22 protein-coding genes and 1 riboswitch are annotated in these 24,716 nt (G+C 63.2%); of the genes, 9 read left to right on the top strand and 13 right to left on the bottom strand.

Annotated features, from left to right (window positions below; all coding sequences use genetic code 11):
* On the bottom strand, positions 1–525 hold the full coding sequence (gene cobU, locus ASD63_RS03015; RefSeq protein ID WP_034788264.1) for a bifunctional adenosylcobinamide kinase/adenosylcobinamide-phosphate guanylyltransferase: 525 nt from the start codon (positions 523–525) through the stop codon (positions 1–3).
* 134 nt (positions 526–659) lie between these two features.
* Positions 660–1,118, bottom strand: a riboswitch (cobalamin riboswitch).
* Between the two features lie 230 nt (positions 1,119–1,348).
* Between cobU and ASD63_RS03010 the strand changes: the two genes are divergently transcribed.
* Positions 1,349–1,930: a cation diffusion facilitator family transporter gene (locus ASD63_RS03010; protein WP_034788257.1), complete on the top strand. Its 582-nt coding sequence runs from the start codon at positions 1,349–1,351 to the stop codon at positions 1,928–1,930.
* A gap of 72 nt (positions 1,931–2,002) precedes the next feature.
* Here the strand turns inward: ASD63_RS03010 and ASD63_RS03005 are convergent, their stop codons facing one another.
* Positions 2,003–3,460 (bottom strand): cobyric acid synthase, encoded by a 1,458-nt coding sequence (locus ASD63_RS03005; protein WP_034788549.1) that lies wholly within the window; start codon positions 3,458–3,460, stop codon positions 2,003–2,005.
* Between the two features lie 250 nt (positions 3,461–3,710).
* On the opposite strand from ASD63_RS03005, the gene ASD63_RS35575 reads away from it, so the two are divergent.
* The 4 genes from ASD63_RS35575 to ASD63_RS02990 all read left to right on the top strand — a co-directional run bounded on the left by ASD63_RS35575 (position 3,711) and on the right by ASD63_RS02990 (position 7,879).
* A complete protein-coding gene (locus tag ASD63_RS35575) occupies positions 3,711–3,854 on the top strand; it encodes a hypothetical protein (protein WP_089044242.1) in 144 nt (47 codons plus the stop codon).
* Positions 3,855–4,638: 784 nt separating this feature from the next.
* Positions 4,639–5,637, top strand: a complete 999-nt coding sequence (locus tag ASD63_RS03000; RefSeq protein WP_034788254.1) for an ABC transporter substrate-binding protein — start codon at positions 4,639–4,641, stop codon at positions 5,635–5,637.
* 291 nt (positions 5,638–5,928) lie between these two features.
* A complete protein-coding gene (locus ASD63_RS02995; RefSeq protein ID WP_034788251.1) occupies positions 5,929–6,840 on the top strand; it encodes a proline/glycine betaine ABC transporter permease in 912 nt (303 codons plus the stop codon).
* Complete coding sequence (locus tag ASD63_RS02990) at positions 6,833–7,879, top strand: glycine betaine/L-proline ABC transporter ATP-binding protein (protein WP_034788248.1); 1,047 nt, start codon at positions 6,833–6,835, stop codon at positions 7,877–7,879. The genes ASD63_RS02995 and ASD63_RS02990 overlap by 8 nt, the downstream gene beginning before the upstream one ends.
* Positions 7,880–8,166: 287 nt before the next feature.
* On the opposite strand, the gene ASD63_RS02985 is transcribed toward ASD63_RS02990, so the two are convergent.
* Complete coding sequence (locus ASD63_RS02985) at positions 8,167–9,033, bottom strand: D-alanyl-D-alanine carboxypeptidase family protein (protein ID WP_034788245.1); 867 nt, start codon at positions 9,031–9,033, stop codon at positions 8,167–8,169.
* Positions 9,034–9,398: 365 nt separating this feature from the next.
* Between ASD63_RS02985 and ASD63_RS02980 the strand changes: the two genes are divergently transcribed.
* Together ASD63_RS02980 and bmt are read left to right on the top strand one after the other, a co-directional pair.
* Positions 9,399–10,757: an O-antigen ligase gene (locus tag ASD63_RS02980; RefSeq protein WP_034788241.1), complete on the top strand. Its 1,359-nt coding sequence runs from the start codon at positions 9,399–9,401 to the stop codon at positions 10,755–10,757.
* Positions 10,758–10,822: 65 nt separating this feature from the next.
* Positions 10,823–11,839, top strand: a complete 1,017-nt coding sequence (gene bmt / locus ASD63_RS02975; RefSeq protein WP_034788237.1) for a betaine--homocysteine S-methyltransferase — start codon at positions 10,823–10,825, stop codon at positions 11,837–11,839.
* Positions 11,840–11,928: 89 nt separating this feature from the next.
* On the opposite strand, the gene ASD63_RS02970 is transcribed toward bmt, so the two are convergent.
* The 3 genes from ASD63_RS02970 to ASD63_RS02960 all read right to left on the bottom strand — a co-directional run bounded on the left by ASD63_RS02970 (position 11,929) and on the right by ASD63_RS02960 (position 15,935).
* Entirely contained in the window at positions 11,929–13,896 is a 1,968-nt protein-coding gene (locus tag ASD63_RS02970; RefSeq protein WP_034788236.1) for an acyltransferase family protein, read from the bottom strand.
* Between the two features lie 168 nt (positions 13,897–14,064).
* On the bottom strand, positions 14,065–15,195 hold the full coding sequence (locus ASD63_RS02965) for a pyridoxal phosphate-dependent aminotransferase (protein WP_034788233.1): 1,131 nt from the start codon (positions 15,193–15,195) through the stop codon (positions 14,065–14,067).
* A 104-nt stretch (positions 15,196–15,299) separates the two neighbouring features.
* Positions 15,300–15,935, bottom strand: coding sequence for a PAS domain-containing protein (locus ASD63_RS02960; protein ID WP_034788230.1), 636 nt, complete (start codon positions 15,933–15,935; stop codon positions 15,300–15,302).
* Positions 15,936–16,141: 206 nt separating this feature from the next.
* Between ASD63_RS02960 and ASD63_RS02955 the strand changes: the two genes are divergently transcribed.
* A complete protein-coding gene (locus tag ASD63_RS02955; RefSeq protein ID WP_034788228.1) occupies positions 16,142–16,489 on the top strand; it encodes a hypothetical protein in 348 nt (115 codons plus the stop codon).
* A 309-nt stretch (positions 16,490–16,798) separates the two neighbouring features.
* Here ASD63_RS02955 and ASD63_RS02950 read toward each other — a convergent pair whose 3' ends face one another.
* From ASD63_RS02950 to ASD63_RS02925, 6 genes are all read right to left on the bottom strand, one after another.
* On the bottom strand, positions 16,799–18,847 hold the full coding sequence (locus ASD63_RS02950) for a VWA domain-containing protein (protein ID WP_034788225.1): 2,049 nt from the start codon (positions 18,845–18,847) through the stop codon (positions 16,799–16,801).
* The gene (locus tag ASD63_RS02945) at positions 18,844–19,371 is read right to left on the bottom strand and encodes an RNA polymerase sigma factor (RefSeq protein WP_034788223.1); all 528 of its coding nucleotides are present in this window, start codon (positions 19,369–19,371) and stop codon (positions 18,844–18,846) included. The genes ASD63_RS02950 and ASD63_RS02945 overlap by 4 nt, the downstream gene beginning before the upstream one ends.
* Before the next feature lie 133 nt (positions 19,372–19,504).
* Positions 19,505–20,254, bottom strand: a complete 750-nt coding sequence (locus ASD63_RS02940) for a phosphodiester glycosidase family protein (RefSeq protein ID WP_034788220.1) — start codon at positions 20,252–20,254, stop codon at positions 19,505–19,507.
* A 90-nt stretch (positions 20,255–20,344) separates the two neighbouring features.
* On the bottom strand, positions 20,345–20,896 hold the full coding sequence (locus ASD63_RS02935) for a hypothetical protein (RefSeq protein ID WP_134886575.1): 552 nt from the start codon (positions 20,894–20,896) through the stop codon (positions 20,345–20,347).
* A 129-nt stretch (positions 20,897–21,025) separates the two neighbouring features.
* Positions 21,026–21,730, bottom strand: a complete 705-nt coding sequence (locus ASD63_RS02930) for a 4Fe-4S dicluster domain-containing protein (RefSeq protein ID WP_034788214.1) — start codon at positions 21,728–21,730, stop codon at positions 21,026–21,028.
* Positions 21,731–21,837: 107 nt separating this feature from the next.
* Entirely contained in the window at positions 21,838–23,412 is a 1,575-nt protein-coding gene (locus ASD63_RS02925) for a trimethylamine methyltransferase family protein (RefSeq protein WP_060528782.1), read from the bottom strand.
* Between the two features lie 334 nt (positions 23,413–23,746).
* On the opposite strand from ASD63_RS02925, the gene ASD63_RS02920 reads away from it, so the two are divergent.
* Positions 23,747–24,442 (top strand): B12-binding domain-containing protein, encoded by a 696-nt coding sequence (locus ASD63_RS02920; protein WP_034788208.1) that lies wholly within the window; start codon positions 23,747–23,749, stop codon positions 24,440–24,442.
* Positions 24,443–24,538: 96 nt separating this feature from the next.
* Here ASD63_RS02920 and ASD63_RS02915 read toward each other — a convergent pair whose 3' ends face one another.
* Positions 24,539–24,697 carry a hypothetical protein gene (locus ASD63_RS02915; protein ID WP_034788206.1) on the bottom strand — a complete coding sequence of 53 codons (159 nt, stop codon included), beginning with the start codon at positions 24,695–24,697 and terminating at the stop codon, positions 24,539–24,541.
* Positions 24,698–24,716: the final 19 nt, after the last annotated feature.

Raw genomic sequence — 24,716 nt, 5'->3', positions numbered from 1 at the left:
TCAACCCTTCATTTTCAGCGGCAAACCGGCCGCGACAAAGTAAACTTCAGCGGATTTCTCCGCAACGATCTGGTGAAGCCGGCCGGCATGGTCGCGAAACTCGCGGGCCATGCGGTTCTCGGGCACGATGCCGAGGCCGACCTCATTGGAAACAAAGACGAGGCGCGCCCGCGCCTCGGGCAGATACGCAACAAGGGCGGCGAACTCCGCCGTCATGTCGCGCTCTTCCAGCATGAGATTGGTGACCCATAGCGTCAGGCAGTCGATCAGGACCACATGGCTGGGATCATCGATGCGTCTGAGGATGCCGACGAGATCGAGCGGCTCCTCATGCGTCGTCCAGCCCTCGCCGCGGCGCGTCCGGTGATGGTCGATGCGCTCGCGCATTTCGTCGTCCCAGGCGCGGCCCGTGGCGACATAATGCATGGTGAAGCCGGACGCTTCGACGAGCCTCTCGGAAAAGCTGGACTTGCCGGAACGGGCGCCGCCAAGGACCAGCACGGGCCCGGCGCTGAGACTGCTCATCGTGGCTGCCTCAACATTCCCAAATCAGCCGTCGGTGGCAAAAGCCATCGGACGCGCCACGGGCGCGTTCTTGAAAACATCTGCGAGCCAAAACAACCTCCGTGATGGCGTTGGAGACAAAAGTCCCCTCGGGCGGAATGCCCATGCCGGATGGCAGGTCTCCTGGCTCACGGCGTCACGGGCCGAACATCGCCTCGCCCTTAAACGGCAAGGTTCCGATGTCAGGGCCCGAGCGGCCCGCCTCACCTTCCCGGCGTCTTTCCGGTGCCACAGCGAACCTTTGCGCGTCGTCTCCGACGCATGGGCGCTGTGAGGGACATCGTGAAAGGCGGACGATTCGTAGAAGAAGAGGCGTCCAAACCCGGCTGATCACGATGCCACGCCAGTGGCTTTTCCGGCTTGATCCCCGACCTGCCCCGATTGCCCATGCAACCGGCCGACAGCCCGGCACCAATCCCGATGGCGAACCCTGACCGTTCTACAGTCGCGGGGTCGGCTGCGATAAGGATGCCCGATTTGGGTCCATCCGTCACATTCCCAATTATTCCCCCAGATCGCCACGACAAGGGGGAACCATCCAACACCTGATGATTAGGAAGCGGGCAGCCCAAAGTCAATCGACGCATGCGACGCCTCCCCGGCCGAGTTGCGCCACGCGACGATTTGTCGGGCGTCAGGCACGACGGCAGTGTGAACGGAACCGATGTCGAAACCTAGTGCTATGGATAGCAAACTGCTGCTAACACCTGTGCCAAAGTGCCGAGGGCGAATCTCGCCAAAAAAAGTGCCGAGGGCGAATCTCGCCAGAAAGGGAACCTTTCGAGTGGATACCGACCTGCGCCGCGTCGTCCTCATCGTCTCCCTGTTGAACCTTGGCTATTTCGGGGTCGAACTCCTTGTCGCGCTTTCGATCGGCTCGGTGTCCCTCATGGCCGACAGCGTCGACTTCCTCGAAGACGCCTCCGTCAACATGCTGATTTTCTTTGCTCTGGCCTGGACGGCGCGAACCCGCGCGCGGGTCGGCATGGCGATGGCGTTCATTCTACTGGTACCGGCGCTGGCCTTCCTTTGGACGGCCTGGGCGAAGTTCATGGATCCGGTCCCGCCAGAGCCCTTTGCCCTGTCCCTGACCGGACTTGGGGCGCTGGTGGTCAACCTCTTCTGCGCCTATCTGCTCGTCGCCTACCGTCACACGAGCGGCAGCCTCACGCGGGCAGCATTTCTCTCGGCCCGCAACGATGCCTTCGCCAATGTGGCCATCATCGCCGCGGGTCTGGCGACAGCCTATCTGTGGCAGTCGGCCTGGCCGGACCTGATCGTCGGCCTGGGGATTGCCCTGATGAACCTGGATGCCGCGCGGGAAGTCTGGGAAGCCGCAAGCGAGGAGCACGATGTCGCAGCGTAGTTCCGTCGGATAAGCTCGTTGCTCCTGTTGGGCCCGACGTACCGGACCTGCTGGCTGACCGTTGCCGCGTCCCTAGTGCCTGAGCAACTCGTCCAGCCAGCGACGATCGAGCACAGCCTCCAGTTCGTTCGCGACATCGTCGAGCGCCGCATCGACCGATTGGCGGTAGTTGTTGGCGCCGCCTTCGATGCCGAAACTCTTGAGCAGCGCGCCGCGATAGGCGTCGCTGGTGAAGAGCCCATGCAGGTAGGTGCCCATCACGCGGCCATCGGCCGAAAGGGCGCCGTCGGCGCGATTGTCGATGCGCACCGACGGCCGGCCACAGTCCGCACCTTGCGTCTTGCCAAGATGGATTTCGTAGCCTTCGAGCACCACATCATGCTCCAGCGACCAGGCGCGGCTGTTGCGCACCGTCTTTTCCGGCGCCATCTCGGTCTCGACCTCGAGCAGCCCGAGGCCCTCGACCGCACGTTCGCCGCCCTCGATGCCGAGCGGATCGGTGACGCGCCGGCCGAGCATCTGGTAGCCGCCGCAGATGCCGATGACCCGGCCGCCCCGGCGCACATGACGTTCGAGGTCACGGTCCCACCCTTGCGCACGGAAATCGATGAGGTCGCCGATGGTCGATTTCGACCCGGGAATGACGACGAGGCCAGCGTCGACCGGAATGGGACTGCCAGGCCGCACGAAGACGAGATCAATCTCCGGTTCGGCGGCGAGCGGATCGAGGTCGTCGAAATTGGCGATGCGCGACAGTACCGGGACGGCAACCTTCAGCGCCCGCCCCTCGCCGCGCGTCAGCTTCTCCAGCACGACGGAATCTTCCGCCGGCAGGCGTGCCGCCGCCTTCAGCCACGGCACGACGCCGAAGCAGGGCCAGCCGGTGTAGCGGTTGACGGCAGCAATGCCGTCGTCGAACAGCGTGACGTCGCCGCGGAACTTGTTGATGAGATAGCCGGTCACCATGCGCCGGTCTTCCTCGGGCAGGATCGCATGCGTGCCGACCAGCGAGGCGATCACCCCCCCGCGGTCGATGTCGCCGACCAGCACGACCGGCACATTGGCCCGTGTCGCAAAGCCCATATTGGCGATGTCGCCGGGCCTGAGGTTGATTTCGGCCGGCGAGCCGGCGCCTTCGACCACCACGAGATCGGCACCGGCCGATATTTGTTCGAAACTCTCCATGACGGCGCCCAGCAGCTTGGGCTTGAGCGCCTGATATTCCCGCCCCCTGGCCTGCCCGGCGACCTTGCCCTGAACGACGATCTGGCTGCCCACGTCCGACTGCGGCTTCAGGAGCACCGGGTTCATGTGCACCGACGACGGCACGCGCGCGGCCAGCGCCTGCAGCCATTGCGCGCGGCCGATCTCGCCGCCGTCGTCGGAAACGGCGGCGTTGTTCGACATGTTCTGCGGCTTGAACGGCCGGACCTTCAGGCCCTGATTGGCGGCAAGCCGGCAGAGCCCCGCCACCAATACCGATTTTCCGACATCCGAGCCGGTTCCCTGCAACATGATCCTGCGTGTCATGCGGCCATCGGTAACACTGAAACGGGCAGCGGCAAAGGTCTGTTTCGACACGATTTCGCCGCAATTGACAAAGCCCTTTCACGCATTGTTTCGCGCTTTCGCAAGGCTTGTCGAAAATGTCGCGGCCGATAGCCAGAATGCGACATGGCGTGGCGAGTTTGGCATTCAATTTTTTGCAGCGCACACCTATATCAGCGGCATAGCAACACGCCCCGGAGGATAGGCCTCCGGCCTCTCAAGGTTCATGTCCATGCTGTATATTTTCAGCAAGCCCAATTTCGTTCAGATCGCCTGGAACTCGAAGGTTCCGTCCAGCCAGTCGCGCGTACGCAACCTCGTCGTCGACGCGCCCTTCGGCCCGCTCGGCGTCATCCGCACGTCGAACGTCGGCTAACGCCAGCGATCGGGGCGGAAGCCCCTTCGAGCTCTCCTCCCAGAGCCTCCTCCACCGCCCCTTCGGGGCGGTTTTTTTTATGTCCGGCATTGGCCCTGAAATGCGAAGGCCGCATCAACCTCTTCAAGAGGGATGCGGCCGCCAAAAAACGCCTGGTCACTTCGGAAAAACACACCGAAGGTTCGCTCAAAGTCCGGGACGCACAAACCTGATCCGGACCGGCGGCAGTCCCCCGCCGCGAGAAGAACAATTAGCTGGACATCGTTACCGGATGGTTATTGAGGATTTAACCAAAGATGAATTCCGGACTTTTTTGTAAATTTTTCGCGACATGCGCGCCATTTGGCGTGACGCAATCACGACAGGAAACGTCAGGATCTCGACAGGGTTCTGAGGTCCGTGGCGCCCAGCGCCATTTTTTGCGGCAAGAATTGTCGCTATTGCTTAAATTCGGGGTCTCTCACGCACAAAATACGCGCTTCGGCGATGTCGCAGACAGAACGCACGAGACCCCGTCCTTCCCGGTCAACCGATTGAAGAGGTTGATTTCTCAGCGAGAAACCTTAGGCTTGGTTTGCGGTATAAGAGGAGATTGGCTGGCGACAGGGTTCCGCGGCCAGGGCTGAATACGAACTCCCGCACCGTCCGCAGCAAGGGTGAACCTTGGCTTGTTTGATGCCGAACCCCCGGCTGCATCGTTGTTTCGGGTGACGGAGGATGTCGCGTCCGCCGTGGATTCCCGTTTGGATCTTGGCTGCAAAATAAGACTGGGAGGTCTTGCAACATGAAGAAACTCCTCGCTTCCACCATTCTCGCCGCTGGCCTCTATGCGATGGCGGGTTCCGCGCAGGCCGCGGAATGCGGTGAAGTCAGCATTGCCGAAATGAACTGGGCTTCTGCCGGCGTCGCCGCCCAGGTGGACAAGTTCATTCTGGAGAACGGCTACGGCTGCACGGTGACGCTGGTCACCGGCGACACCATGCCGACCTTCGCTTCCATGAATGAAAAGGCGCAGCCCGACATGGCGCCGGAACTCTGGGTCAACGCCGTGCGCACGCCGCTCGACGCTGCGATCAAGGAAGGCCGTCTCATCGAAGCCGCCAAGATCCTGAGCGAAGGCGGCGTCGAAGGATGGTGGATCCCGAAATTCCTCGCCGACGCGCACCCGGACATCAAGACGGTGCAGGACGCGCTGAAGCACCCGGAACTCTTCCCGGCACCGGAAGACTCGTCGAAGGCCGCCGTTCACAATTGCCCGTCCGGCTGGAACTGCCAGGTCTCGACCGCCAATCTCTATCGCGCGCTGAACGCGGAGAAGGACGGCTTCCTGCTGGTTGATACCGGCTCGGCTGCCGGCCTCGACGGCTCGATCGCCAACGCGTTCGAAAAGAAGACCGGCTGGCTCGGCTACTACTGGGCACCGACCGCCATCCTCGGCAAATACGAGATGACCCGCCTCTCCTTCGGCGTCGATCACGACAAGGCCGATTGGGACGCCTGCACCGCCGTGCCGGATTGCCCGAGCCCGAAAGTCAATTCCTACCCGGTTTCCGACGTTTACACCGTCGTGACCAAGTCCTTCGCCGACAAGGCGAGCGTCGCCATGGACTACGTCAAGGCGCGCAAGTGGGACAATGGCACCGTCAACAAGGTTCTCGCCTGGATGGACCAGAACCAGGGCACCAACGAGGACGGCGCCAAGCACTTCCTCGCCGAGTTCCCGGATATGTGGACACAGTGGGTGAGCCCGGAAGTGGCCGAAAAGGTCAAGGCAGCGCTCTGACCGAAAATGACGGCAGGCGGACCGTGGAATCGGCCGCCTGCCCGTTCCGGTTTTAATGCCGGGACAGGGAACGATGGGGCGTCCTTGCGGGTTTCGTTGAACGTTCATCGTCTCAGAGGCGGCGAACCGGGAGCCTTCGCGTCGCTATCAGGTAAGCGGGCGACACATTTCGCTGCCACAGTTTAAGTGCCGGGACCCAAAGAGGTCACCCAAGTGTGCGCCGTCATCGAGCCTTTCGATGCCGAGACGCGGCCGGCTTAAAAAAAACTTCCGGCCAAGAAGGGGAAACAAATGGCCTCCATCTGCAGTGTCTTGCCAGCGTTACTCTGCAAGTTCCCTGCCATTGACGAGAGCACGATCCGGCTCGCCCGCAAGGCTGTCGATGATAGCTTCAAGGGCTTCGTGCGATCCTATGGTAACGCCATCGACACGGTGGTCCAGCCGCTTCAATGGTTCCTGAACTACCTCGAAAGCCTGTTCGTCGGCTCCCCCTGGATCGTGATCCTGGCGGCGATGACCGCGATCGTCTATTTCGGCAGCCGCAACATCAACGTCACCATCGGCACCGCGCTGTCGATGATCGCCATCGGTCTTGTCGGGCTTTGGAATGACACCATGGTCACGCTCGCCATGGTCACCGTCTGCACACTGATCTCCATCCTCATCGGCATTCCGATCGGTATCCTGATGGCGCGCTCGGACCGGGTGCAGTCCTTCGTCAATCCGATCCTCGACGTCATGCAGACGATGCCGAGCTTCGTCTACCTGATCCCGGTCGTCATGATCTTCGGCATCGGCAAGGTGCCGGGGCTGATCGCCGTCGTCATCTACGCGGTGCCGCCGATGATCAGGCTCACCAATCTCGGCATCCGCCTCGTCGACAAGGAAGTGCTGGAAGCGGCCGACGCCTTCGGCTCCTCGACCTGGCAGAAGCTGAAGAACGTGCAGATGCCGCTGGCGTTGCCGACCATCATGGCCGGCATCAACCAGACGATCATGATGTCGCTGGCGATGGTCGTCGTCGCATCGATGATCGGCGTCGGCGGCCTCGGCAAGAACGTGCTGCAGGCGATCGCCAACCAGTTCTTCACCGTCGGCTTCCTCAACGGCTTTGCCCTTGTCGGTATCGCCATCATTTTCGACCGTACCAGCCAGGCCTTCGGCAAGCGGCTGCAAAAGCACTCGGAGGTTATCCATGGCTAGTCACGCGATCGAGGTGAAGAACCTCTACAAGATCTTCGGCCCCCGCGGCGTCGACTTCGTCGATGCAGTCAAGAAAGGCATGGGCAAGGCCGAGCTCAACGAGCAGCACGGCCACGTGCTCGGCCTGCAGGACATCAACATTTCCATGCCCGCCGGCAGCGTCATGGTGGTCATGGGTCTCTCTGGCTCCGGCAAGTCGACGCTGATCCGCCACATCAACCGGCTGATCGACCCGACCGCCGGCGAAGTGCTCTATGACGGCGTCGACGTCTGCAAGATGAACGACAACGATCTGCGCGAATTCCGCCGCCACAAGACGGCGATGGTGTTCCAGAAGTTCGCGCTGCTGCCGCACCGCACCGTGCTCGACAACACGGTCTACGGTCTCGAAATTCAGGGTGTGGAACGCAAGGAGAGCGAGAAGCGCGCCCGCGGCTGGATCGAGCGCGTCGGTCTCAAGGGCTTCGAGAACCACTATCCGAACCAGCTGTCGGGCGGCATGCAGCAGCGCGTCGGTCTCGCCCGCGCGCTGACCAACGATGCCGACATTCTCTTGATGGACGAAGCCTATTCGGCGCTCGACCCGCTGATCCGCGTCGACATGCAGACGGTGCTTCTCGACCTGCAGAAGGAACTGAAGAAGACCGTCGTCTTCATCACCCACGACCTCGACGAGGCGCTGCGCCTCGGCGACAAGATCGCGATCCTGCGCGATGGCCGCGTGGTGCAGCAGGGTACCGGCCAGGAAATCGTGCTGTCGCCGGCCGACGACTACATCACCGCCTTCGTCAAGGAAGTGAACCGCGGCCGGGTGATCAATGTCGAGACCATCATGCGGCCGATCTCCGGCAATGCCGAAGGCGTGGCGCTTGCAACCGGCACGGTACTGGAATCGGCGGCGCGCACGATGACCGCCGCCCGTGTGGGAACCGCCCACGTGGTCGATGAAAACGGCCGCCCGATCGGCGCCCTCGACCTTTCGACGGTCATCGCCGCGATGGTCACGCCGGTCAGCCACGAGGATCGCGCTGCGGCTTGAGACAAGCGATGATTGGGGCAGCGACCGACGCGGCCCCTCATCCGCCTACCGGCACCTTCTCCCCGCCCGCGGGGAGAAGGTATTTGCGGCGATGCCACGCTCCCAATCTCTGACAGGCCTGCCCGGCGGTCAGTGCCCGACGACATCCTATCGTTTTCCCGACCTCATTATGGCCGCCTCTGGCGGCGGCCAAGCAACGGACGGCGAACGTCAGCCCTCGTCCCCTCGCCCCGCCTGCGGGGAGAGGGTTAGGGTGAGGGGCAAACCTCAGAAAGTGGTCGGAGAGATCAGTTCGTGGTGGTCGTCGCCGCTGAAGCAGCCGGTTCAGTGACGCTGGCAGCGCTTGCGTCTTCCTTCGGCGGCAGGAACTTGTCGAGCAGCGCGATCATGTCGTCGTCGCGCGACTGCGCCGTCTTGCCACCCATGACGACGGCGACGAGGCGGGTGTCGCCGCGCTTGGCCGAGGTCACGAGATTGTAGCCGGAGGCGTCGGTGTAGCCGGTCTTGATGCCGTCGACGCCTTCGTAGCGCTTCATCACGCCGTTGTGGCCGCGCAGCTTCATGCCGCGAAACTCGATCGTCTTGTTGGCGAAGAGCTGGAATTCCTGCGGAAAGTCGCGCATCAGCGCGAGGCCGAGCGTCGCCATGTCGCGCGCCGTGGTTACCTGGGCCGGGTCCGGCAGGCCGTTGGCGTTCTTGAACACGGTGCTGGTCATGCCGAGTGTCCTCGCCTTGCGGGTCATCATCTGGCCAAAGGCGGTCTCGTTGCCGGCGAGCGTCTCACCGATAACGACGGCTGCGTCATTGGCCGAAAGCACGACCATGCCCATGACCGCTTCGCGCACGGTGATCTGGCGACCGGCGCCGACGGCAAGCTTGAACGGCTCCAGGCTGTTGGCGTGCTCGGAAACCGTCAGCTTCTGGTCCCATTGCAGGGTGCCGCTGCGCAGCGCTTCGAAGGCGAGATAGATCGTCATCATCTTCGTCAGCGACGCCGGGAAGTTCAGCTCGTCGGCATTGTCGGCCTCCAGGATCGAGCCGGTGTCGGCGTTGACGACAAAATGAGCCTGCCCGGCGGCGGCAAAGGATGCGCTGCCAAGCAGCAGGCTGACGGAGACCGCCGCGGACGCGACCATACGGATAAGGGACTGCATATCGTGTTTTCTCGTTTCAACGCTATCGAACGACCTCGGAACGAAAATCGAGATCGAATTATGGAAGACGGACCGCGAAATACGGCAAGGGCCGCGATTTCCACACGGCCAATATACCCTAGCCTTTTAAGGGCATGGCGACCGGGCGGCAAGCACCTGCGGCAATCGGCGCGCAAATATCGGGACCGGTAATGCCGCGCCTGCCGATCCCGCCCGGGCGGCCCGTCCACCGTTTCACCGAGGTTTAACCTGATTGCGCCAAGGTGCGGATCTCCCAAGGCCGGCCCTGTCCGAACGGCAGGACCGCCCGGGGTCATGATCACCGATGCCGAACAGCGTCCCAGTCATTCGTTTTTTAAGCCGCCATGCACCCGAACACAGCCACGGCAGACACCTCCACCGCGCGCCAGCGCGTGCCGGAGGCGTTCGATGCCGGGCTGGCGGAACTCGTCAATGGCCTTGCCGCGCTGCTTTCGGGCCTTGGTCTGTTCCTCATCGTCTTCACGCTGATCCCGTTTCAGGGCGCGGTGACGACGGATCCGAACGCGGCGAACGAAGGCAACATCATCAACCAGGTCGGCTACCTGGTGCTCGGCGCGGTCTATCTCTTCGCCATGCTGCTCACCGTCGACCGGCGGGTGCTCGCCCGCCTCGTCTCTCCGGCCTGGATCGCGATCTTCGCCATCGCCTACCTCTCCTGCCTGCAGTCCTATGACCCGGCCGCCTCCGCCCGCGGCCTGACGCTGAGCCTCGTCGCCATGATCATGGTGGCGGGCGTGCTGGTGCTGCCGAAGAGCGAGAAGGACTTCGTCAACGCCGGCGCCAATGCGATCCTACTTCTGATCCTGATCGACTACGCCGCTCTCTTCGTGGCACCCGACCGCGCCATCCATTCGGCCTTCGGCGACGAGCCCTGGCATGCCGGTTTCTGGCGCGGCCACCTCCTGCACAAGAACGTCTCGGCGCCGGTCTTTTCCATCCTCTGCATGTTCGGCATTTATTGCCTGCGCGCCGGCGCGCCGCTTCGCGGCTGGGCGATCACGCTGCTGGCGGCCAATTTCGTGCTGCACACGGGATCGAAGACGACGATCGGATTCCTGCCGATCGCGATCGGCCTCGTCTTTGCCGGCCGCGCGGTGCGCAGCCCCGGGCTGATGATCCTTGCCCATCTCGCCATGTCAGTGCTGGTCTTCGGCCTGACGCTCGGTACCATCTATTCCGACACGCTGCTTTCGATCACCAAGGGGCTGATCGACGATGCGACCTTCACGGGCCGCGACGACATCTGGAAATTCGCGAGCGCCAGCATCGCCGAGCGCCCCTGGCTCGGCCAGGGCTATGCGAGTTTCTGGCTGTCGCCCGTGATCATGGGCATGGAGGCGAATTTCGAGGCGAGCTGGGACGTGCGCGGCATCGTCACCGGCCACAACAGCTATCTCGACGCGGTGCTGATGTTCGGCCTGCCCGGCGGCATCCTCATGACCACCCTGCTTTTCGTCAAACCGCTCTTCGACTACGCACGGGCCTATCGCCGACCGCAGGGCCGCATCTTCGCCGATTTCTGCGTCATGGTGGTGATCTTCATGACCTACAACGCCATGCTCGAAAGCTTCTTCCTCAATCGCGCCGATCCGATGTGGCTGCTGACGGCACTTGCCGTCTTCGGCCTTGGGCTCGCCGGCCGCATGAGCATGCGCGCCGAACCGGAAGCCTCCCGTCGCTGAACGCTTGCCAAGACATAAAGATATCTTTATATCTTGTTGCAATCTATTCTAGCCGGGAAAAACCGATGACCGCAGCCTCCAATGCCCTCTCCGCTCTCATCGCCGAAAAAGGCGTTCTTCTCGCCGACGGCGCCACCGGCACATCGCTCTTCGCCATGGGCCTCGAAGCAGGCGAAGCGCCGGAACTCTGGAACGAAACGAAGCCGGAGAACATCACCAAGCTGCACCAGGATTTCGTCGACGCCGGCGCCGACATCATCCTCACCAACACCTTTGGCGGCACCCGTCACCGGCTGAAACTGCACCAGGCCGACGACCGCGTGCATGCGCTGAACAAGCGCGCCGCCGAGATCGCCCGTGCGGTTGCCGACAAGGCATCGCGCAAGGTCATCACCGCCGGCTCCGTCGGCCCGACCGGCGAACTGCTGATCCCCCTTGGCGCACTTTCCTATGAAGATGCAGTTACCGCCTTCGTCGAGCAGATCGAGGGGCTGAAGGCGGGCGGCGCCGAAGTCGCCTGGATCGAGACCATGTCCTCGCCGGACGAGATCCGTGCGGCCGCCGAAGCGGCCGCCAAGGTCGGCCTTCCCTACGTCTATACCGGCTCGTTCGATACCGCCGGCAAGACGATGATGGGGCTGCACCCGAAGGATATCCATGGCGTTGCCACCGAGTTCGGCGACGGCCCGGTCGCCGTTGGCGCCAATTGCGGCGTAGGTGCTTCCGACATTCTCTCCTCGCTGCTCGACATGACGGAGGCAGCACCCGAGGCAACGGTGATCGTCAAGGGCAATTGCGGCATCCCGGAATTCCGCGGCTCGGAGATTCACTATTCCGGCACGCCGCCGCTGATGGCCGAATATGTGCGCCTTGCGGCCGATGCCGGCGCCAAGATCATCGGCGGCTGCTGCGGCACCACCTGCGACCACCTCGCCGCCATGCGCGTCGCACTCGACGAACATGTGCGCCGCGAACGCCCGACGCTCGACCTGATCATCGAAAAGATCGGCCCGCTGCGCAACAAGACCGCCAACGAAACGGCGGCCGCGCCTGCCCGCGAGCGCCGCAGCCGCCGCGCCTGATCAAGCCAGGCAAGGCAAATCGACAAGCAAACGCCCCGGCATCGAAAGATCCGGGGCGTTTTCGTTTATGCGTCGATGTGGCGGCTGTCTTAAAGCGCGGCGTTGTCGAAGGCCTTGGCGTCCGTCGCCCGCTCAGCCACGGGCCTGCCCTTCGCCGCCTCGATGAAAGCTCGGTAGAAATCGAAGGCGCGTCCCATCTGGCGGGACCCTTCCTTGGAGAAGTGCCCGAAGTCCTCGAAGAGCGCGACGCCCTTGTCCTCGATCTTGCAGCTGTCGTCGTCGCAGAGATAGTCCATGAAGCTGACGACGGGATACTCGTCGGCGATATCCGCAACCACGTTCAGGACATCGCGGTCATATTCGCGAACGGTCTTTAGCACCGGCTCGCAGTGCCGGTCCGGCAGGCCGAGCAGACGCGCTCTTGCAACGCAGAGCCCGGTATCGCGGCCATCATGCGGCGTCGGCGCGACGAAGACGGGTTCGAAGCCGTTCGAGCGCAGCCAGGCAAAGGTTGCCCGCAGGCCGTCGATGAGAAGCTTCGTCTCGGTCGTCACCTCGCTGCGGCCATCGACCAGCACCTTCTCCTCCTTCAGGTACTGGCTGAGCTGCGAGGACAGAACGACGTAGCGGATCGACCGGTTGGCAAGCAGGAAACGGCGGACCTCTTCGTTGTAGCGGGCGCAATCGTCGGACCAGTCGCGACCGAGCCGCGGCATGATCGGCGACAGGTTCAAAAACGGCCCGCAATTATTCTTGGCAAGCTGCACCAGTCGCACGTCCGGCTTCGACGCGATAATGCCGTCGACGAGGTGCCGGGCGAAGGAATCCCCCCAGACCGCGACCTCGGGTTTCGGGTTAGAGGCGCAGCGCAGGTCGGCGACGGCATCGCATTTCTTGCCGAGGCCGACGCTCGGCTCCGAAAGCTGCGCAAGCTCGCGGTTCCGGGCGGCGAGACCGTCCGAACCGTCGAGCGTGAAGCCGAATGCGATCGCCGCCGATCCGGCAGCGAGCGTGGCGCCAAACACCGCGCGACGGCTGAAGCGGCCCGGCTTGCGAAAGGGCTGCTCGACGAGACGCCAACTGAGATAGGCGAGTACGAAGCAGAGCGCGATCAGGAGCGCGTAGCCTTCGGCCGGAATGTCCTCGATCGACCGCAAGCGCGCGAAGGCAAAGACCGGCTGATGCCAGAGGTAGAGGCTGTAGCTGATGAGCCCGATCGCGACCAGCGGCTTCAGCGACAGCAGCCGGCCGACGACGGTATCGCTGCGACCGAAGGCGAGAACCAGCGCCGTGCCCAGCACCACCGGCACGGTCGTCCAGCCGGGATAGAAGGCCGATTCCACCACGAACAAATAACTCGCGACGATCGCCAGCAGACCGAGGGCTGACAGAAGCTCGCGGCTGCCTTTCGAAAGATCGAGCTTTTCGACGCCGACGAGCGCAAGCAGCGCACCGACGCCGAGTTCCCAGAACCGGCTTGGCAGCAGGTAGAAATTCGCGGCTGGGTCCAGGTTCGCAAAGACCTGGGTCGCCGCAAAACTCAGGAGCACGAGCGCCGCCACCACCCTCAACAGGGTTGCCCGCGAGAAGCGGTGAAGCAGCAAAAGCAGCAGCGGGAAGACCAGATAGAACTGTTCTTCGACCGCCAGCGACCAGGTGTGCAGCAGCGGCAGCAGCGCCGTGCTCGGCGCGAAATAGCCGGTCTGGTCCCAGAAGAAGAAGTTCGAGGCGAACAGGTTCACCGAATAGAGGCTCTTGCCGAAGCTGTTGAGCTCCTCCGGCAGCATCCACATCAGCGCGAAGGGAATAGAGACGGCGCAGACCAGGAGCAGCGCCGGTGCGAGCCGACGGGCACGCCGCTCGTAGAAGTGCACGATGCTGAAGTTCCCGTCGCTGATCTCGCGGTGGATGATCGCGGTGATGAGGTAGCCGCTGATGACGAAGAAGACATCGACGCCGGCAAAGCCGCCAGAGACAAGGCCGAAACCGGCATGGAACAGGAGGACCGGGACGACGGCAAGCGCGCGCAGTCCATCGATTTCGGGTCTATATTGCATCAGCAGAGGAAACACTCGGTGGCGGGGGCCGCTCGTTAACACAATCTTGACAATGGAACCATTGTCGCGCGGTCCGTATCCACATGCGTGCGTTCCAAGGCTCCCGGGGCATACGCCCGGGAGCGGGACCTGCGGGTAACTAGCAGGCCGAAGATGGCGACACTGGGGCTATCGCCGAATATGCCGGCGCCAGGCATCGAGCCCGACCTCGATATCCTTGCGGCCGAAACCGACGCGGAAGCGATCGGTGGCGACCGGCAGCAGATCGGATACAAAGAGGCTCGACGGCAAGAGCAGCACGCCAGCCTCCTCCACCAGCCCCCGGCAATGGCTCTCGACGCCATCGGCACCGAGATAGCGGGCAAAGCCGACGCAGCCCCCGTCAGGTGCCCGCCACTCATAGAGATCCGGGAATTCCGCAAAGAAGGCGCCGAGCCTCTCGAGATTGGCGGCAACGAGCGCCCGGTTGCGATCGAGGATAACGGCACGCCCCTTGAGCGCGATTGTCGCCAGCACTTCCGACGGCCGCGAATTGCAGATCGACAGATAGTGCTTCATCTTCTCCATGCGTTCGAGAAGCGCATGGTCGCGGCAGGCGATCCAGCCGATCCTCAGGCCCGGCAGGCCATAGGCCTTGGACATGACATTCAGCGAGATTCCACGGTCAAAAAGTTCGGCCGCCTGCGGCAGGCGCAGCGAGGCGTCACGCTCCAGCCCGCGATAGACCTCGTCGCTGAAGAGATGAATGCCGCGCTCCGCGCAGAGCTTGGCGAGCGCCGCGAAGGCTTCCTGGTCGGCAATGGCGCCGGTCGGATTGTTGGGGAAATTCACACAGATCAGCTTCGTGTTGGGTTTCAACGCCGCGCGCACGTCGGCGATATCCAGCCGCCAATTGTTTTCGGGGCGAAGCGGCACGCCGGTCACCGCGCCGGCGATCGTCACCGGCAGGGTCTCCATCGACTGGTAGTTCGGCACCGTCACGATCGCGTGGTCGGCCGGCCCGAGCAGCGCCAGCATGGCGCAATAAAGCCCCTCCTCCGCGCCGGCAAAGCAGAGGATATCGGCAGCCGTCAGCCCTTCATAGGTCGCAGCGATCGCTGCCCTCAGCGCCGGTGCGCCATAGGTCTCGGTATAGCCGAGCGTGATGTTGTCCCAGGCGGCGCGGTCCTCCGCGTCGGCAAGCGCCAGAAGATCGCTCATGCTGGTCGTCTGGCTGTCGCTTGCGGTCATATGGTGGCGGGCGCTGAACTCCCAGCGGGAGAAATGGGTTTCGAGCCGGAAATCGGGCAAGGTCGTCATGGATATTTCCTCCTCTCGCGGCTGAGGCGCACGCGAACGGTTATGGGTCAGGCAAATCCGAAGAGCCGCGAAGCGGTCTCTGTCCGAAATATTGCGCGCAGCAATCAGGGCGCCTCGCCGCGGGCCGCAGCGAGATAGTTGTAGATCGACGCGCGCGAGGCGCCGATGAGGCTGGCAAGGTGATCGACCGCGTTGCGCGTCTGGAAGAGACCGCGTTCGTCGAGCGCTGCCACCAGCGCCACGCGATCGCCGCGCTTGAGCGCCGAGAGCGCCAGCCCCCGCTCCTTCAGCCAGCCATGCAGGGTCGCGTTGATCTCCTCGCGCCAGTCGCGCGAAAACAGCGCCTGCGGCTTCGGCTGCTCGGCGCCGGCGAAAGCCGAGAGCAGCTTCACCGCCTGATCGATCATCGACATGTCGAGATTGATGCAAAGCAGGCCGACCGCGTCGCCCGTCCCGTCGCGCAGAACGGCTGAGATCGACTTGAAGCGCCGGCCATCCGCACCGGTCTTCTCATAGGGCCCGAGCACCGCTTCAGTGCTGCCGAGGGCTGAAAATTCCTCTTCGATCAGCGAATCTTCGCCGACCGCGCGACCGGAGAAACAGTTCCAGATCCCCGCGATCGTACCGGTTCGGAGATCATGCAGCACAACCTCCCCATGCGGATAAAGAAGCGCGCTGATCGCAGCCGCCGTCGGCGCGTGCGTTGCAAGGATCGAGGTGAAGGCGGGTGCTATGGTCATGGCTCGCATATGCCCATAGTTGGATTAATTGTCAATATTGGACTATATGTTCAATATCTGCATATTCGCCACCGCTTGCGCACCCGTGACCGCTGGCCTATCCCCGATGAAAGAGAGATTCGCTGCTTTGCAGCGGTTCAACGTGCCACACCGCGCCTTTGCGTCCCGCAGAACGCACCGCGCGGCCGCAGACGGGAGACAGTGACATGAACGCCGGCCCAGCCTCCTTTCCCGACCGGGACACGGTCGCCGAAAAATTCGGGAGTTTCAGCGAAGCCGACCAGTCCTTCCTGCGCCTGCTGATGGAAAACCCCGAGCAGGACGAGCGCCTGATGGACGGCCTCTACCGCCACCTCGACATCGCCTCGGAGGCGAAGTTCCTGAATTCGCTGAAACTCGAAAAGCTCGGCCAGTGGCTCGGCAGCCATGCACCGGCGCGGCTGCAAATGCGCCTGATGGAAGCCGGCCGCTCCAGCCAGCATGCGGCCTACCAGGCGTTCAAGGCGGGCCTGTCGAAGGCGGGTGGGCTGGAACGCGCCTTTCCGAAGGCTTGAGGCGACAGGGGATCGACGCTCGCGCGTGACGGGTGCCCCCTCACTGTCCTGCCGGACATCTCTCCCCGCAGGCGGGGAGAGAGCCGCTAGGCGCACCCTCCGGTGCCAGGCCTCAACGTCAGCGACAATCTCAGCCTTCACGATGGGCGAAACGGTTGCCACTTGTTCGCCTCTCCCCGTCATAACGGGGAGAGGTGCCGGCAGGCGGATGAGGGGCAAACCCTGACCACGCGCGGATGAGGGGCATCCTCACCGCGTAGATGAGGGGCACCCCCTCACCGCGCGGATGAGGGCTGCCCCCCGTCGACATCACTTGCCGGAACCGCCGAGCCCCTTGGAGAGCCGCACCAGATTGACGAATTCGCTGCGATAGCCGAACGGATCGGCGCCCTTGGCGGCTGCGGCGAGATCGATGACTGCGTCATAGGAATAGTCGCCGAGCGCCGTCACGCCTGCAAGCTTCTGCCCGAAGGCCGCCACTGCCACCGAGAAGCGCACGTCATTGGACGCCTCGGCGAGCGACGGCACCGCATTCGACTCGGTCACCGGCGTGGTGATCAACTCGCTCTTGTCGCCGTCCGGCTTCTTGTAGCGGATCTTCAGGAAGGCAAGTTCGCCGCTGTTCGGGCTTGCCTCTGCCACCGACTTTTCCGCCTCTGCATAGCGCAGGTCGTCGTTGAGCACCGCCGGGCTGCCCTTCGGCGTCACCTCGTAGATCGCCGTCACGCTGTGACCGGAACCGATGTCGCCGGCGTCCACCTTGTCGTTGTTGAAGTCCTCGCGCTTCAAGGCGCGTGTCTCGTAGCCGATCAGCCGGTATTCGGCGATCGCGGCCGGATTGAACTCCACCTGCAGCTTGACGTCCTTGGCGATCGGGAAGAGCGAGGACCCCGCCTCCTCCACCAGCGTCTTCTGCGCCTCGGCCAGAGTATCGATATAGGCGGCCGTGCCGTTGCCGTTCTGGGCGATCGTCTGCATCAGCGCGTCGTTATAATTGCCGCGGCCGAAGCCGAGCACGGAGAGGAAGATGCCGCTCTTGCGCTTCTCCTCGATCAGCCGCTTCAGGTCCTCGTCGCTCGACGGGCCGACATTGAAGTCACCATCCGTCGCCAGCATGATGCGGTTGACCCCGCCCTTGACGAAGGCCTTCTCGGCAAGCCCGTAGGCCGCGTCGATCCCTTCCGCACCGGCGGTCGAGCCGCCGGGCTGCAAGGTGTCAATCGCCTGGAGGATCTTCGCCTTGTCCTTGACCGATGTCGGCTCCAGTACTGTTCCGGCGTTGCCGGCATAGGTGACGATCGAGACCGTATCCTCGGGCTTCAGCTTCTCGACCAGCAGCCGGAAAGCGCCTTTCAAGAGCGGCAGCTTGTCGGGCTCGTCCATCGAGCCCGATACGTCGATCAGGAAGACGAGGTTCGCCTTCGGCGCTTCCGCCGGCACGACGTCGTAACCCTTGATCGCCACATGCATCAGCCGCGTGCCACCATTCCACGGCGTCGGCGTCAGCGTCACCGTCGCCTTGAAGGGTTCGGCAGCGCTTGCCGGCCTCGGCCAGTCATAGGGAAAGTAGTTGACCATCTCCTCGACCCGCACGGCGTCGCGCTCGGGCATCTGCCCTTCCATCAACGAACGGCGCACGAAAGCATAGGATGCCGTGTCGACGTCGACCGAGAAGGTCGAGACCGGATCGGTCGCAACGCTCTTCACCGGATTGCTGTCGGCCTTGCCGAAGCGCTCGCGGTTTTCCACGGGTGCCGGCTGCATCTCATCCTGAATCGTGGGCGCTGGCAGGTATGTCATCTGCGGCTGCGCACCGCCGACGGCCGAGAGCGGAGCGACGCTGTCGCGCGCAACACTGTTGGCCATCGCATCGGCCTGCGCGGCAGGAGCCGCAGCCTCGCTCTCGGCCTCTACGGTCGCGGGCACCTCCACGGTTTTCGCTTCCTGCTGGCGCGCGCGTTCGTCGGCGGCCGCCTTCCTGGCGGCGACCTGGGGCTCCGGCTTTTGCCGCGCCTCTTCCTTGGTGAGTTCACCCTTCAGCGCAACCTCCTGCGCCCGCTCGCCGAAGGGCGCACCGTCGCGCGTGAGTTCAAACGTCAGGAAAGCGGCGGCGGGCACGACGAAAAGGGTTGCCAGTGCCGATCCTGCAAGCAGTTTCCGGTTCATGATGGGGCTCCATATCCGGTTGAAGATGGAGCTTTGACGAACCGGCCGAACCGATCCTTGGGTGGCATTCGAATTTTCTTGCGGCTCGTCGAAGGCCTGCATGGCCAAGGCGAGCGCACGGGCGCGCGCTTCCGCAGAAGCCTTCGGCGGGTTCATCCGGCCAAGCTTTTCGAAATCGTCGCTCATGGTCACACTGCCTCCTTGCCGAGCAATGTCTTCAGGCGCTTGCGCGCTTCATGCACATGCCAGGATATGGTTGCCTCCGAACAGCCAAGCACGTCGGCGGCCGCCGCATGGCTCAAGCCTTCGGCATAAACGAGCAGCACCGCATCGCACTGCTTTTCCGGCAGTTCCCGGACCGCGGCCCAGAGCGCCTCGCGCTGCTCTTCGTCGGGATCCTGAGGGGGCGCTGCCGTCGCCTGCTCGCTGGCATAGGCCTGCAGGCGGCTGTTATCGCGTACCTGCCGCCGCCTATGGTCGCGCGCGGCGTTCAACGTCAGCGTATAGAGCCAGGTGCGAAACCGGCTGGTGCCGCGAAAGCCGCGAATGGCGGCACCCAGCCTCAGGCAGACATCCTGGGCGATGTCCTCTGCGTCAGAGACGTTTCCGGACCATCGCCAGGCGACCGCATGGACAAAATCATAGTGTCGCTCGACCAGCTGGCCAAAAGCCTGTCGGTCTCCATCCACCGCCTTTTCGACGAGTTCAGCGTCCAAATCCGTGCCCGCCCTCACCTCATTTGAACCTTAGACGTTGCAGGCTGCCCGTTCCTTGGGTGGGCGGCACATTTTTTTCGGGGGAGGAGGAAAAGTGTGCGGTTTTCCGCCCGAATCCCGCGCCCAAGGAAAGTCAGCGTGGAAATTTTCCGACGACGGCGATGATCGGCCCCATCGGAAACAGCCGATCGTGGCGGTTGATATCAGGCGCATAGACGCTCGAAATCGTGCCGTCGAGGAAGAGCGCATTGGGGCAATCCAATGTATCGCGAAACAGCGTCGCGAAATCGTGGAACCGCACCGGCCGCTTCGAGACGACGAAAACCACCTCGCCCTCGGCCGTCACGCCGACGCCGTTGCGGGTCTTGTAACTGGTGCTGTCGGGCAGGAAGCGCGGATGCAGCTTGCCGTCGATGACCAGCATCGGCCCGGATTGCGTGGCAAATCGCGGCGTGAGCCTGGCGTCGCGATAGGCGTCCGCCGCCATTACCCCCGCTTTGCCGTCGTCGACATAAAACACCCCGTTCGGCAAAAGGTGGAAATTGCCCCAGCCGGAATTGGTGTTGAGCGGCGCCTGCTCGCGCCCCTCCTCGATATGCAGGCCGACCGGCGACAGATCGTCGTGATACATGCCGCCGTTCATGGCGAAGCTCATGTATTCTTCGCGATGGCGCAGTTCGAGCGACAGCGCCCGGAAGGAGCGGAAGGGCACGCCCGCCTGGTCCTTGTTGTAGAGGCGGATATCGGTTGTCGCCGGATCGAAGCTGCAGGCGACATAGTCCTGGCCAAGATGGCTGACATCGCGGCAGGCGGCGAGCGCAGGCCCGGCAAGACCGGCCGAAAGAACGGCACCGACGAGAAAGGGTTTTGGAAAAAGCGGCATGGCGAAAGGTCCAATCGAATCAGCCGCCAAGCATGCCTGAGATTGCGGCTTATTCTGGCGCGGGCACAGGCGAAATTATACGCTTGGCGACTAGCCGCCGACGATCGCCGCCATGGTGGTGACGAGACCGGCGATGCCGGCGAGACTTGCAAGGCCGAAGATCGCGCAAAGGCAGGCAAAGCCGCCGACGCCTGCAAGCAGATAGGATTTGGGATCGCGGTTCAGCACATCCTGCGACAGCGACAAAAGCAGCCGCTTCTCTCTGAGCGTCGTTGCCACCTTCACCGCATGGCGCCTCGCTTCTTTCTGGACCTCGCCGTAATTGTTGCCGATCGCCCAGAACGTGAGGAACAGGCCGAGCGCGCTGACGGTCAGCGCAAATTTTCTGAGGATGTCGATGGCATCGGGCAGAAGATCGCCGGTGAGAACCGAGCGGTCCACCAGCGCATCGAAGCCGGCAATGCAGGCGGTGATGACGGCCGCATGGCCGGCGCCGATCGCCAGCAGGCGCTTGAAAGCGTCCCCCAAAACCTGGCTGTTGGCCGCGTGAATACTGTCAAGCCGAGATATCTGCGCTTGCACGTCCTCGCGCGACAGGTGCGGAGGATAGTTGCTCACGGATACGACTGGGCTACCTCTCATACGATGGACTCCAACGCCACGCCGTCCAGATCGTTATAAATTCGATAATATTACCTTTCCACGACACCTCCAATTTTAGTCATTTTGGAGATTTGCACCATCTTTGCGCGCCAGAGTGGAGACCGGCGCTCACACTTCAAGCGCAGACATATGGAAGCGCAACTGCTCGGGCGGGTAGCGATATTGGCTCCCGACGGGACAGGCAGCGCGCGACAGACAGCCATTCGCAAGGCAGCCCGCCCTGCCCGCGTCCGTGCGCAGGTGGCCGCGACAACGCCCGACATCGAAGCGTTCCCCTGCAAGCGCCGACGCCGGACAGCCCGAGATGCACGGCTTTTCGAGACAGTGGTCGCAAGGGTGGCTGGCGCTCGCTTCACCTGTCTCGCCAAGCGGGATACCGAAAGCAAGTGCGCCGCGGTAACCGTGCCACAGGCCGAAACGCGAATGGATGAGAATGCCCAGCGGCGACGGTTTCAGGCCTTCGGCCCTCATCGCCCACTGCTGGAACGGCTGCCACGGGGGATCCGACGGAAAGAAGGCGGTCGCCCCCTGCTCGCCGGCGACCGGATTGATGACGGCCTTCGACCAATTGTCGAGCGGATCGGCGCCGCCGCCATCCGACCGGGCTTGCCGCCACGCGCTGAACGGCTGCCACAGCGAACCGCCGATATTGCCAATCAGCACCACGCTTGCCGCCAGGCGGCCATCGACGAGCAGCGGTGCGACCTCACCGGAGGCGAAATTCACGGTTCCGCGCAAAAAAAGACCGTGCGGCGCCAGCGCCGCACGGATCGTTTCGATTGTCTTGTCCGCTGTCGCGGAGGGCGCCGTCATTTCGGTTTCGGCCCCTGGTGTTCGTAATGCGGGCGCCAGACCTCCTTCTGGATCATGTCGGCCACCTGCGCCGCGCCGCCTTGCTCCCTGGCTCGCTCGGGACCCTTTCAGGTGAAAGCGTCCGGCATCGAGTCCTTGCGGCTGGCGATGAACGCCTTCAGCTTTTCGTCGATCTCGGGATCGAGGTAAGGCGCCTCGTAATGCTCCAGCCAACTGCGGCAAAGCGCATTGGCGCGCTGCTCGATGCGCTTTTCGCCTTCCACCTCCCACTGTTCGAAGGAATTGTTGTCGGCAAGCGGCGAACGGTAGAAGGCCGTCTGGAAGTTGGCCTGGGTGTGGGCGCAGCCGAGATAGTGGCTGCCCGGGCCGACTTCGCGGATCGCGTCGAGCGCCTGGGCGTTTTCCGAGAGGTCAACGCCTTCGGCCATCTTCTGCATCATGCCGAGCTGGTCCTGGTCGATCATGAACTTCTCGTAGGACGAGATCAGACCGCCTTCGAGCCAGCCTGCCGCATGCAGCACGAAATTGGTGCCGGCAAGAAGCGTCATGTTCAGCGTATTGGCCGATTCGTGCGCTGCCTGGGCGTCCGGAACCTTGGAGCCGCAGAGCGAGCCGCCGGTGCGGAAGGGAAGCTTCAGGCGACGGGCGAGCTGGGCGGCACCGTAGGAGACCAGCGACGGCTCCGGCGTACCGAAGGTCGGCGCGCCCGACTGCATCGAGATCGAGGCGGCGAAGGTGCCGAACAGCACCGGCGCGCCCTTGCGGATCAGCTGGGTGAAGGAGGCGCCGGCGAGAACTTCGGCGAGAATCTGCGTCAGCGTGCCGGCAACCGTCACCGGGCTCATGGCGCCCGACAGGATGAAGGGCGAGAGCACGCAGGCCTGGTTATGGCGCGCATAGACCTTCAGCGCCCCCACCATCGTCTCGTCGAAGACCATCGGCGAGTTGGCGTTGATGAGGTTCAGCGTAACGCAGTTGTTTTCGACGAAGTCGTCGCCGAAGACGATCTTCGCCATGGCGATCGTGTCTTCCGCCCGCTCCGGCGCCGTCACCGAGCCCATGAAGGGTTTGTCGGAATATTTGATATGGCTGTAGACCATATCGAGGTGGCGCTTGTTGACGGGGATGTCGACCGGCTCGCAGACCGTGCCGCCGGACGAGTGCATCGACGGCGCCATATAGGCGAGCTTCACGAAGTTGCGGAAATCCTCGATCGTCGCATAGCGGCGGTTGCCTTCCAGATCGCGCACGAAGGGCGGGCCGTAGACCGGCGCGAAGATCGTCGCCTTGCCGCCGACCTGGGCGCTGCGCTCCGGGTTGCGGGCATGCCAGGTGAATTCGGAGGGTGCCGTTTTCAGAAGCTCGCGGCAGAGACCCTTGGGGAAATGCACGCGCTGGCCGCGCACGTCGGCGCCGGCCTGCTTCCAGAGTTCGAGCGCCTCGGCGTCGTCACGGAACTCGATGCCGATTTCCTCGAGGATCGTATCGGCATTGCGCTCGATCAGCTGCAGGCCTTCCTCGTCGAGCACCTCGTATTCGCGAATCTTGCGCTGGATATAGGGCAAAGACGGCCCCGGGCCGCCGCCGGTGCGCGATGCGCGCCTTGCTGCTGCTCCCCGTCCCTCGCCGCGTGCGCGGCGACCGCCGCCTCCAACCGCGCCCTGATCTGTCACGTCGCTCATTCGCTTTTCCTCTCCCGCGCATCACTTTTTGCGCCTTCAAGCATCATTTGACCTTAATGCTACCAAGCATCGGGGGCCTTGCGGGTCTCAATGCGCCAAGGCATGGCGCAACTCGAACACTGCCGAGCGGCGACAAGGGGGCGCAAAAACCGCGTGGCGCGAATATATTGTTTTTGTTAAGAATATACAGGCGGCAAAAGAAGCCGCCCTCCCGTCGCTTTTTGTCATATGCGACGTCGCTTTCGAAAACAGATTTTTAGACATCGACCGCTATGGATTGATGGACGCGTCCGAAAATTTCGCGCGACCGTGCCAGGAACCGAGGAACCCCAATATGGCAGACGATGAAATCATTCTCGAGGACCTTTCCGACGAAGAACTCGTGCAGCAGATGCACGACGACCTCTATGACGGCCTGAAGGAGGAAATCGAGGACGGGACCAACATCCTGCTCAAGCGCGGCTGGACGCCTTACGACGTCCTGACCCAGGCGCTGGTCGAAGGCATGCGCATCGTCGGCATCGACTTCCGCGATGGCATCCTGTTCGTGCCGGAAGTGCTGCTCTCGGCCAACGCCATGAAGGCCGGCATGACCATCCTGCGCCCGCTTCTCGCCGAAACCGGCGCGCCGAAGCTCGGCAAGATGGTGATCGGCACCGTCAAGGGCGACATTCACGACATCGGCAAGAACCTCGTCGGCATGATGATGGAAGGTGCGGGCTTCGACGTCGTCGACCTCGGCATCAACAACCCGGTCGAAAACTATCTCGAAGCGATCGAGCGCGAGCAGCCGGATATTCTCGGCATGTCCGCGCTTCTGACCACCACCATGCCCTACATGAAGGTCGTCATCGACACGCTCAAGGAAAAGGGCCTGCGCGACGACTACGTCGTTCTCGTCGGCGGTGCGCCGCTGAACGAGGAATTCGGCAAGGCCGTCGGTGCCGATGCCTATTGCCGCGATGCGGCGATTGCGGTCGAAACCGCCAAGGACTTCATGAAGCGCAAGCACAACCGCCTGGCCGGCTGAGCTTTGGACAGTCCGAAATGACAAAGCCGGCCGCGTGGGTGAAATCCGCGGCCGGCTTTCCTATGTCTGGCGAGCGTGCCTGGCAGGTTTGCCGGGTTAGTTGACGGAGTTTGCCACCTTCTTGCCGGCCGACTGTGTCGCGTTGACCGTGTTTGCGGTATCCTGTCCGATCCCGCGGATGGTGTTGCCGCAGGCGGTAAGCGTCGAAAGGGCGACGAGAACGGCGCCGACGGTTGCAAGGGTCTTTACTGTCATGGTCAGGGTCCTTCCCGCT

The sequence above is a fragment of the Ensifer sp. Root558 genome (genome assembly GCF_001427045.1).
Lineage (GTDB): Bacteria > Pseudomonadota > Alphaproteobacteria > Rhizobiales > Rhizobiaceae > Ensifer > Ensifer adhaerens.
Note: the sequence above shows the minus strand (reverse complement) of the source record. Positions and strands in the feature narration are given on the sequence as shown.

Coding starts and splice junctions, on each gene's coding strand:
- ASD63_RS03000 (WP_034788254.1), top strand. CDS start 4,639: ATGAAGAAACTCCTCGCTTCCACCATTCTCGCCGCTGGCCTCTATGCG.
- ASD63_RS02995 (WP_034788251.1), top strand. CDS start 5,929: ATGGCCTCCATCTGCAGTGTCTTGCCAGCGTTACTCTGCAAGTTCCCT.
- ASD63_RS02925 (WP_060528782.1), bottom strand. CDS start 23,412: ATGAGCGACGTGACAGATCAGGGCGCGGTTGGAGGCGGCGGTCGCCGC.
- ASD63_RS02980 (WP_034788241.1), top strand. CDS start 9,399: ATGCACCCGAACACAGCCACGGCAGACACCTCCACCGCGCGCCAGCGC.
- ASD63_RS02915 (WP_034788206.1), bottom strand. CDS start 24,697: ATGACAGTAAAGACCCTTGCAACCGTCGGCGCCGTTCTCGTCGCCCTT.
- bmt (WP_034788237.1), top strand. CDS start 10,823: ATGACCGCAGCCTCCAATGCCCTCTCCGCTCTCATCGCCGAAAAAGGC.
- ASD63_RS02940 (WP_034788220.1), bottom strand. CDS start 20,254: ATGCCGCTTTTTCCAAAACCCTTTCTCGTCGGTGCCGTTCTTTCGGCC.
- ASD63_RS02970 (WP_034788236.1), bottom strand. CDS start 13,896: ATGCAATATAGACCCGAAATCGATGGACTGCGCGCGCTTGCCGTCGTC.
- ASD63_RS02985 (WP_034788245.1), bottom strand. CDS start 9,033: ATGCAGTCCCTTATCCGTATGGTCGCGTCCGCGGCGGTCTCCGTCAGC.
- ASD63_RS02930 (WP_034788214.1), bottom strand. CDS start 21,730: ATGACGGCGCCCTCCGCGACAGCGGACAAGACAATCGAAACGATCCGT.
- ASD63_RS02990 (WP_034788248.1), top strand. CDS start 6,833: ATGGCTAGTCACGCGATCGAGGTGAAGAACCTCTACAAGATCTTCGGC.
- ASD63_RS02965 (WP_034788233.1), bottom strand. CDS start 15,195: ATGACGACCTTGCCCGATTTCCGGCTCGAAACCCATTTCTCCCGCTGG.
- ASD63_RS03005 (WP_034788549.1), bottom strand. CDS start 3,460: ATGACACGCAGGATCATGTTGCAGGGAACCGGCTCGGATGTCGGAAAA.
- ASD63_RS02935 (WP_134886575.1), bottom strand. CDS start 20,896: ATGAGAGGTAGCCCAGTCGTATCCGTGAGCAACTATCCTCCGCACCTG.
- ASD63_RS35575 (WP_089044242.1), top strand. CDS start 3,711: ATGCTGTATATTTTCAGCAAGCCCAATTTCGTTCAGATCGCCTGGAAC.
- ASD63_RS02920 (WP_034788208.1), top strand. CDS start 23,747: ATGGCAGACGATGAAATCATTCTCGAGGACCTTTCCGACGAAGAACTC.
- ASD63_RS02960 (WP_034788230.1), bottom strand. CDS start 15,935: ATGACCATAGCACCCGCCTTCACCTCGATCCTTGCAACGCACGCGCCG.
- cobU (WP_034788264.1), bottom strand. CDS start 525: ATGAGCAGTCTCAGCGCCGGGCCCGTGCTGGTCCTTGGCGGCGCCCGT.
- ASD63_RS02955 (WP_034788228.1), top strand. CDS start 16,142: ATGAACGCCGGCCCAGCCTCCTTTCCCGACCGGGACACGGTCGCCGAA.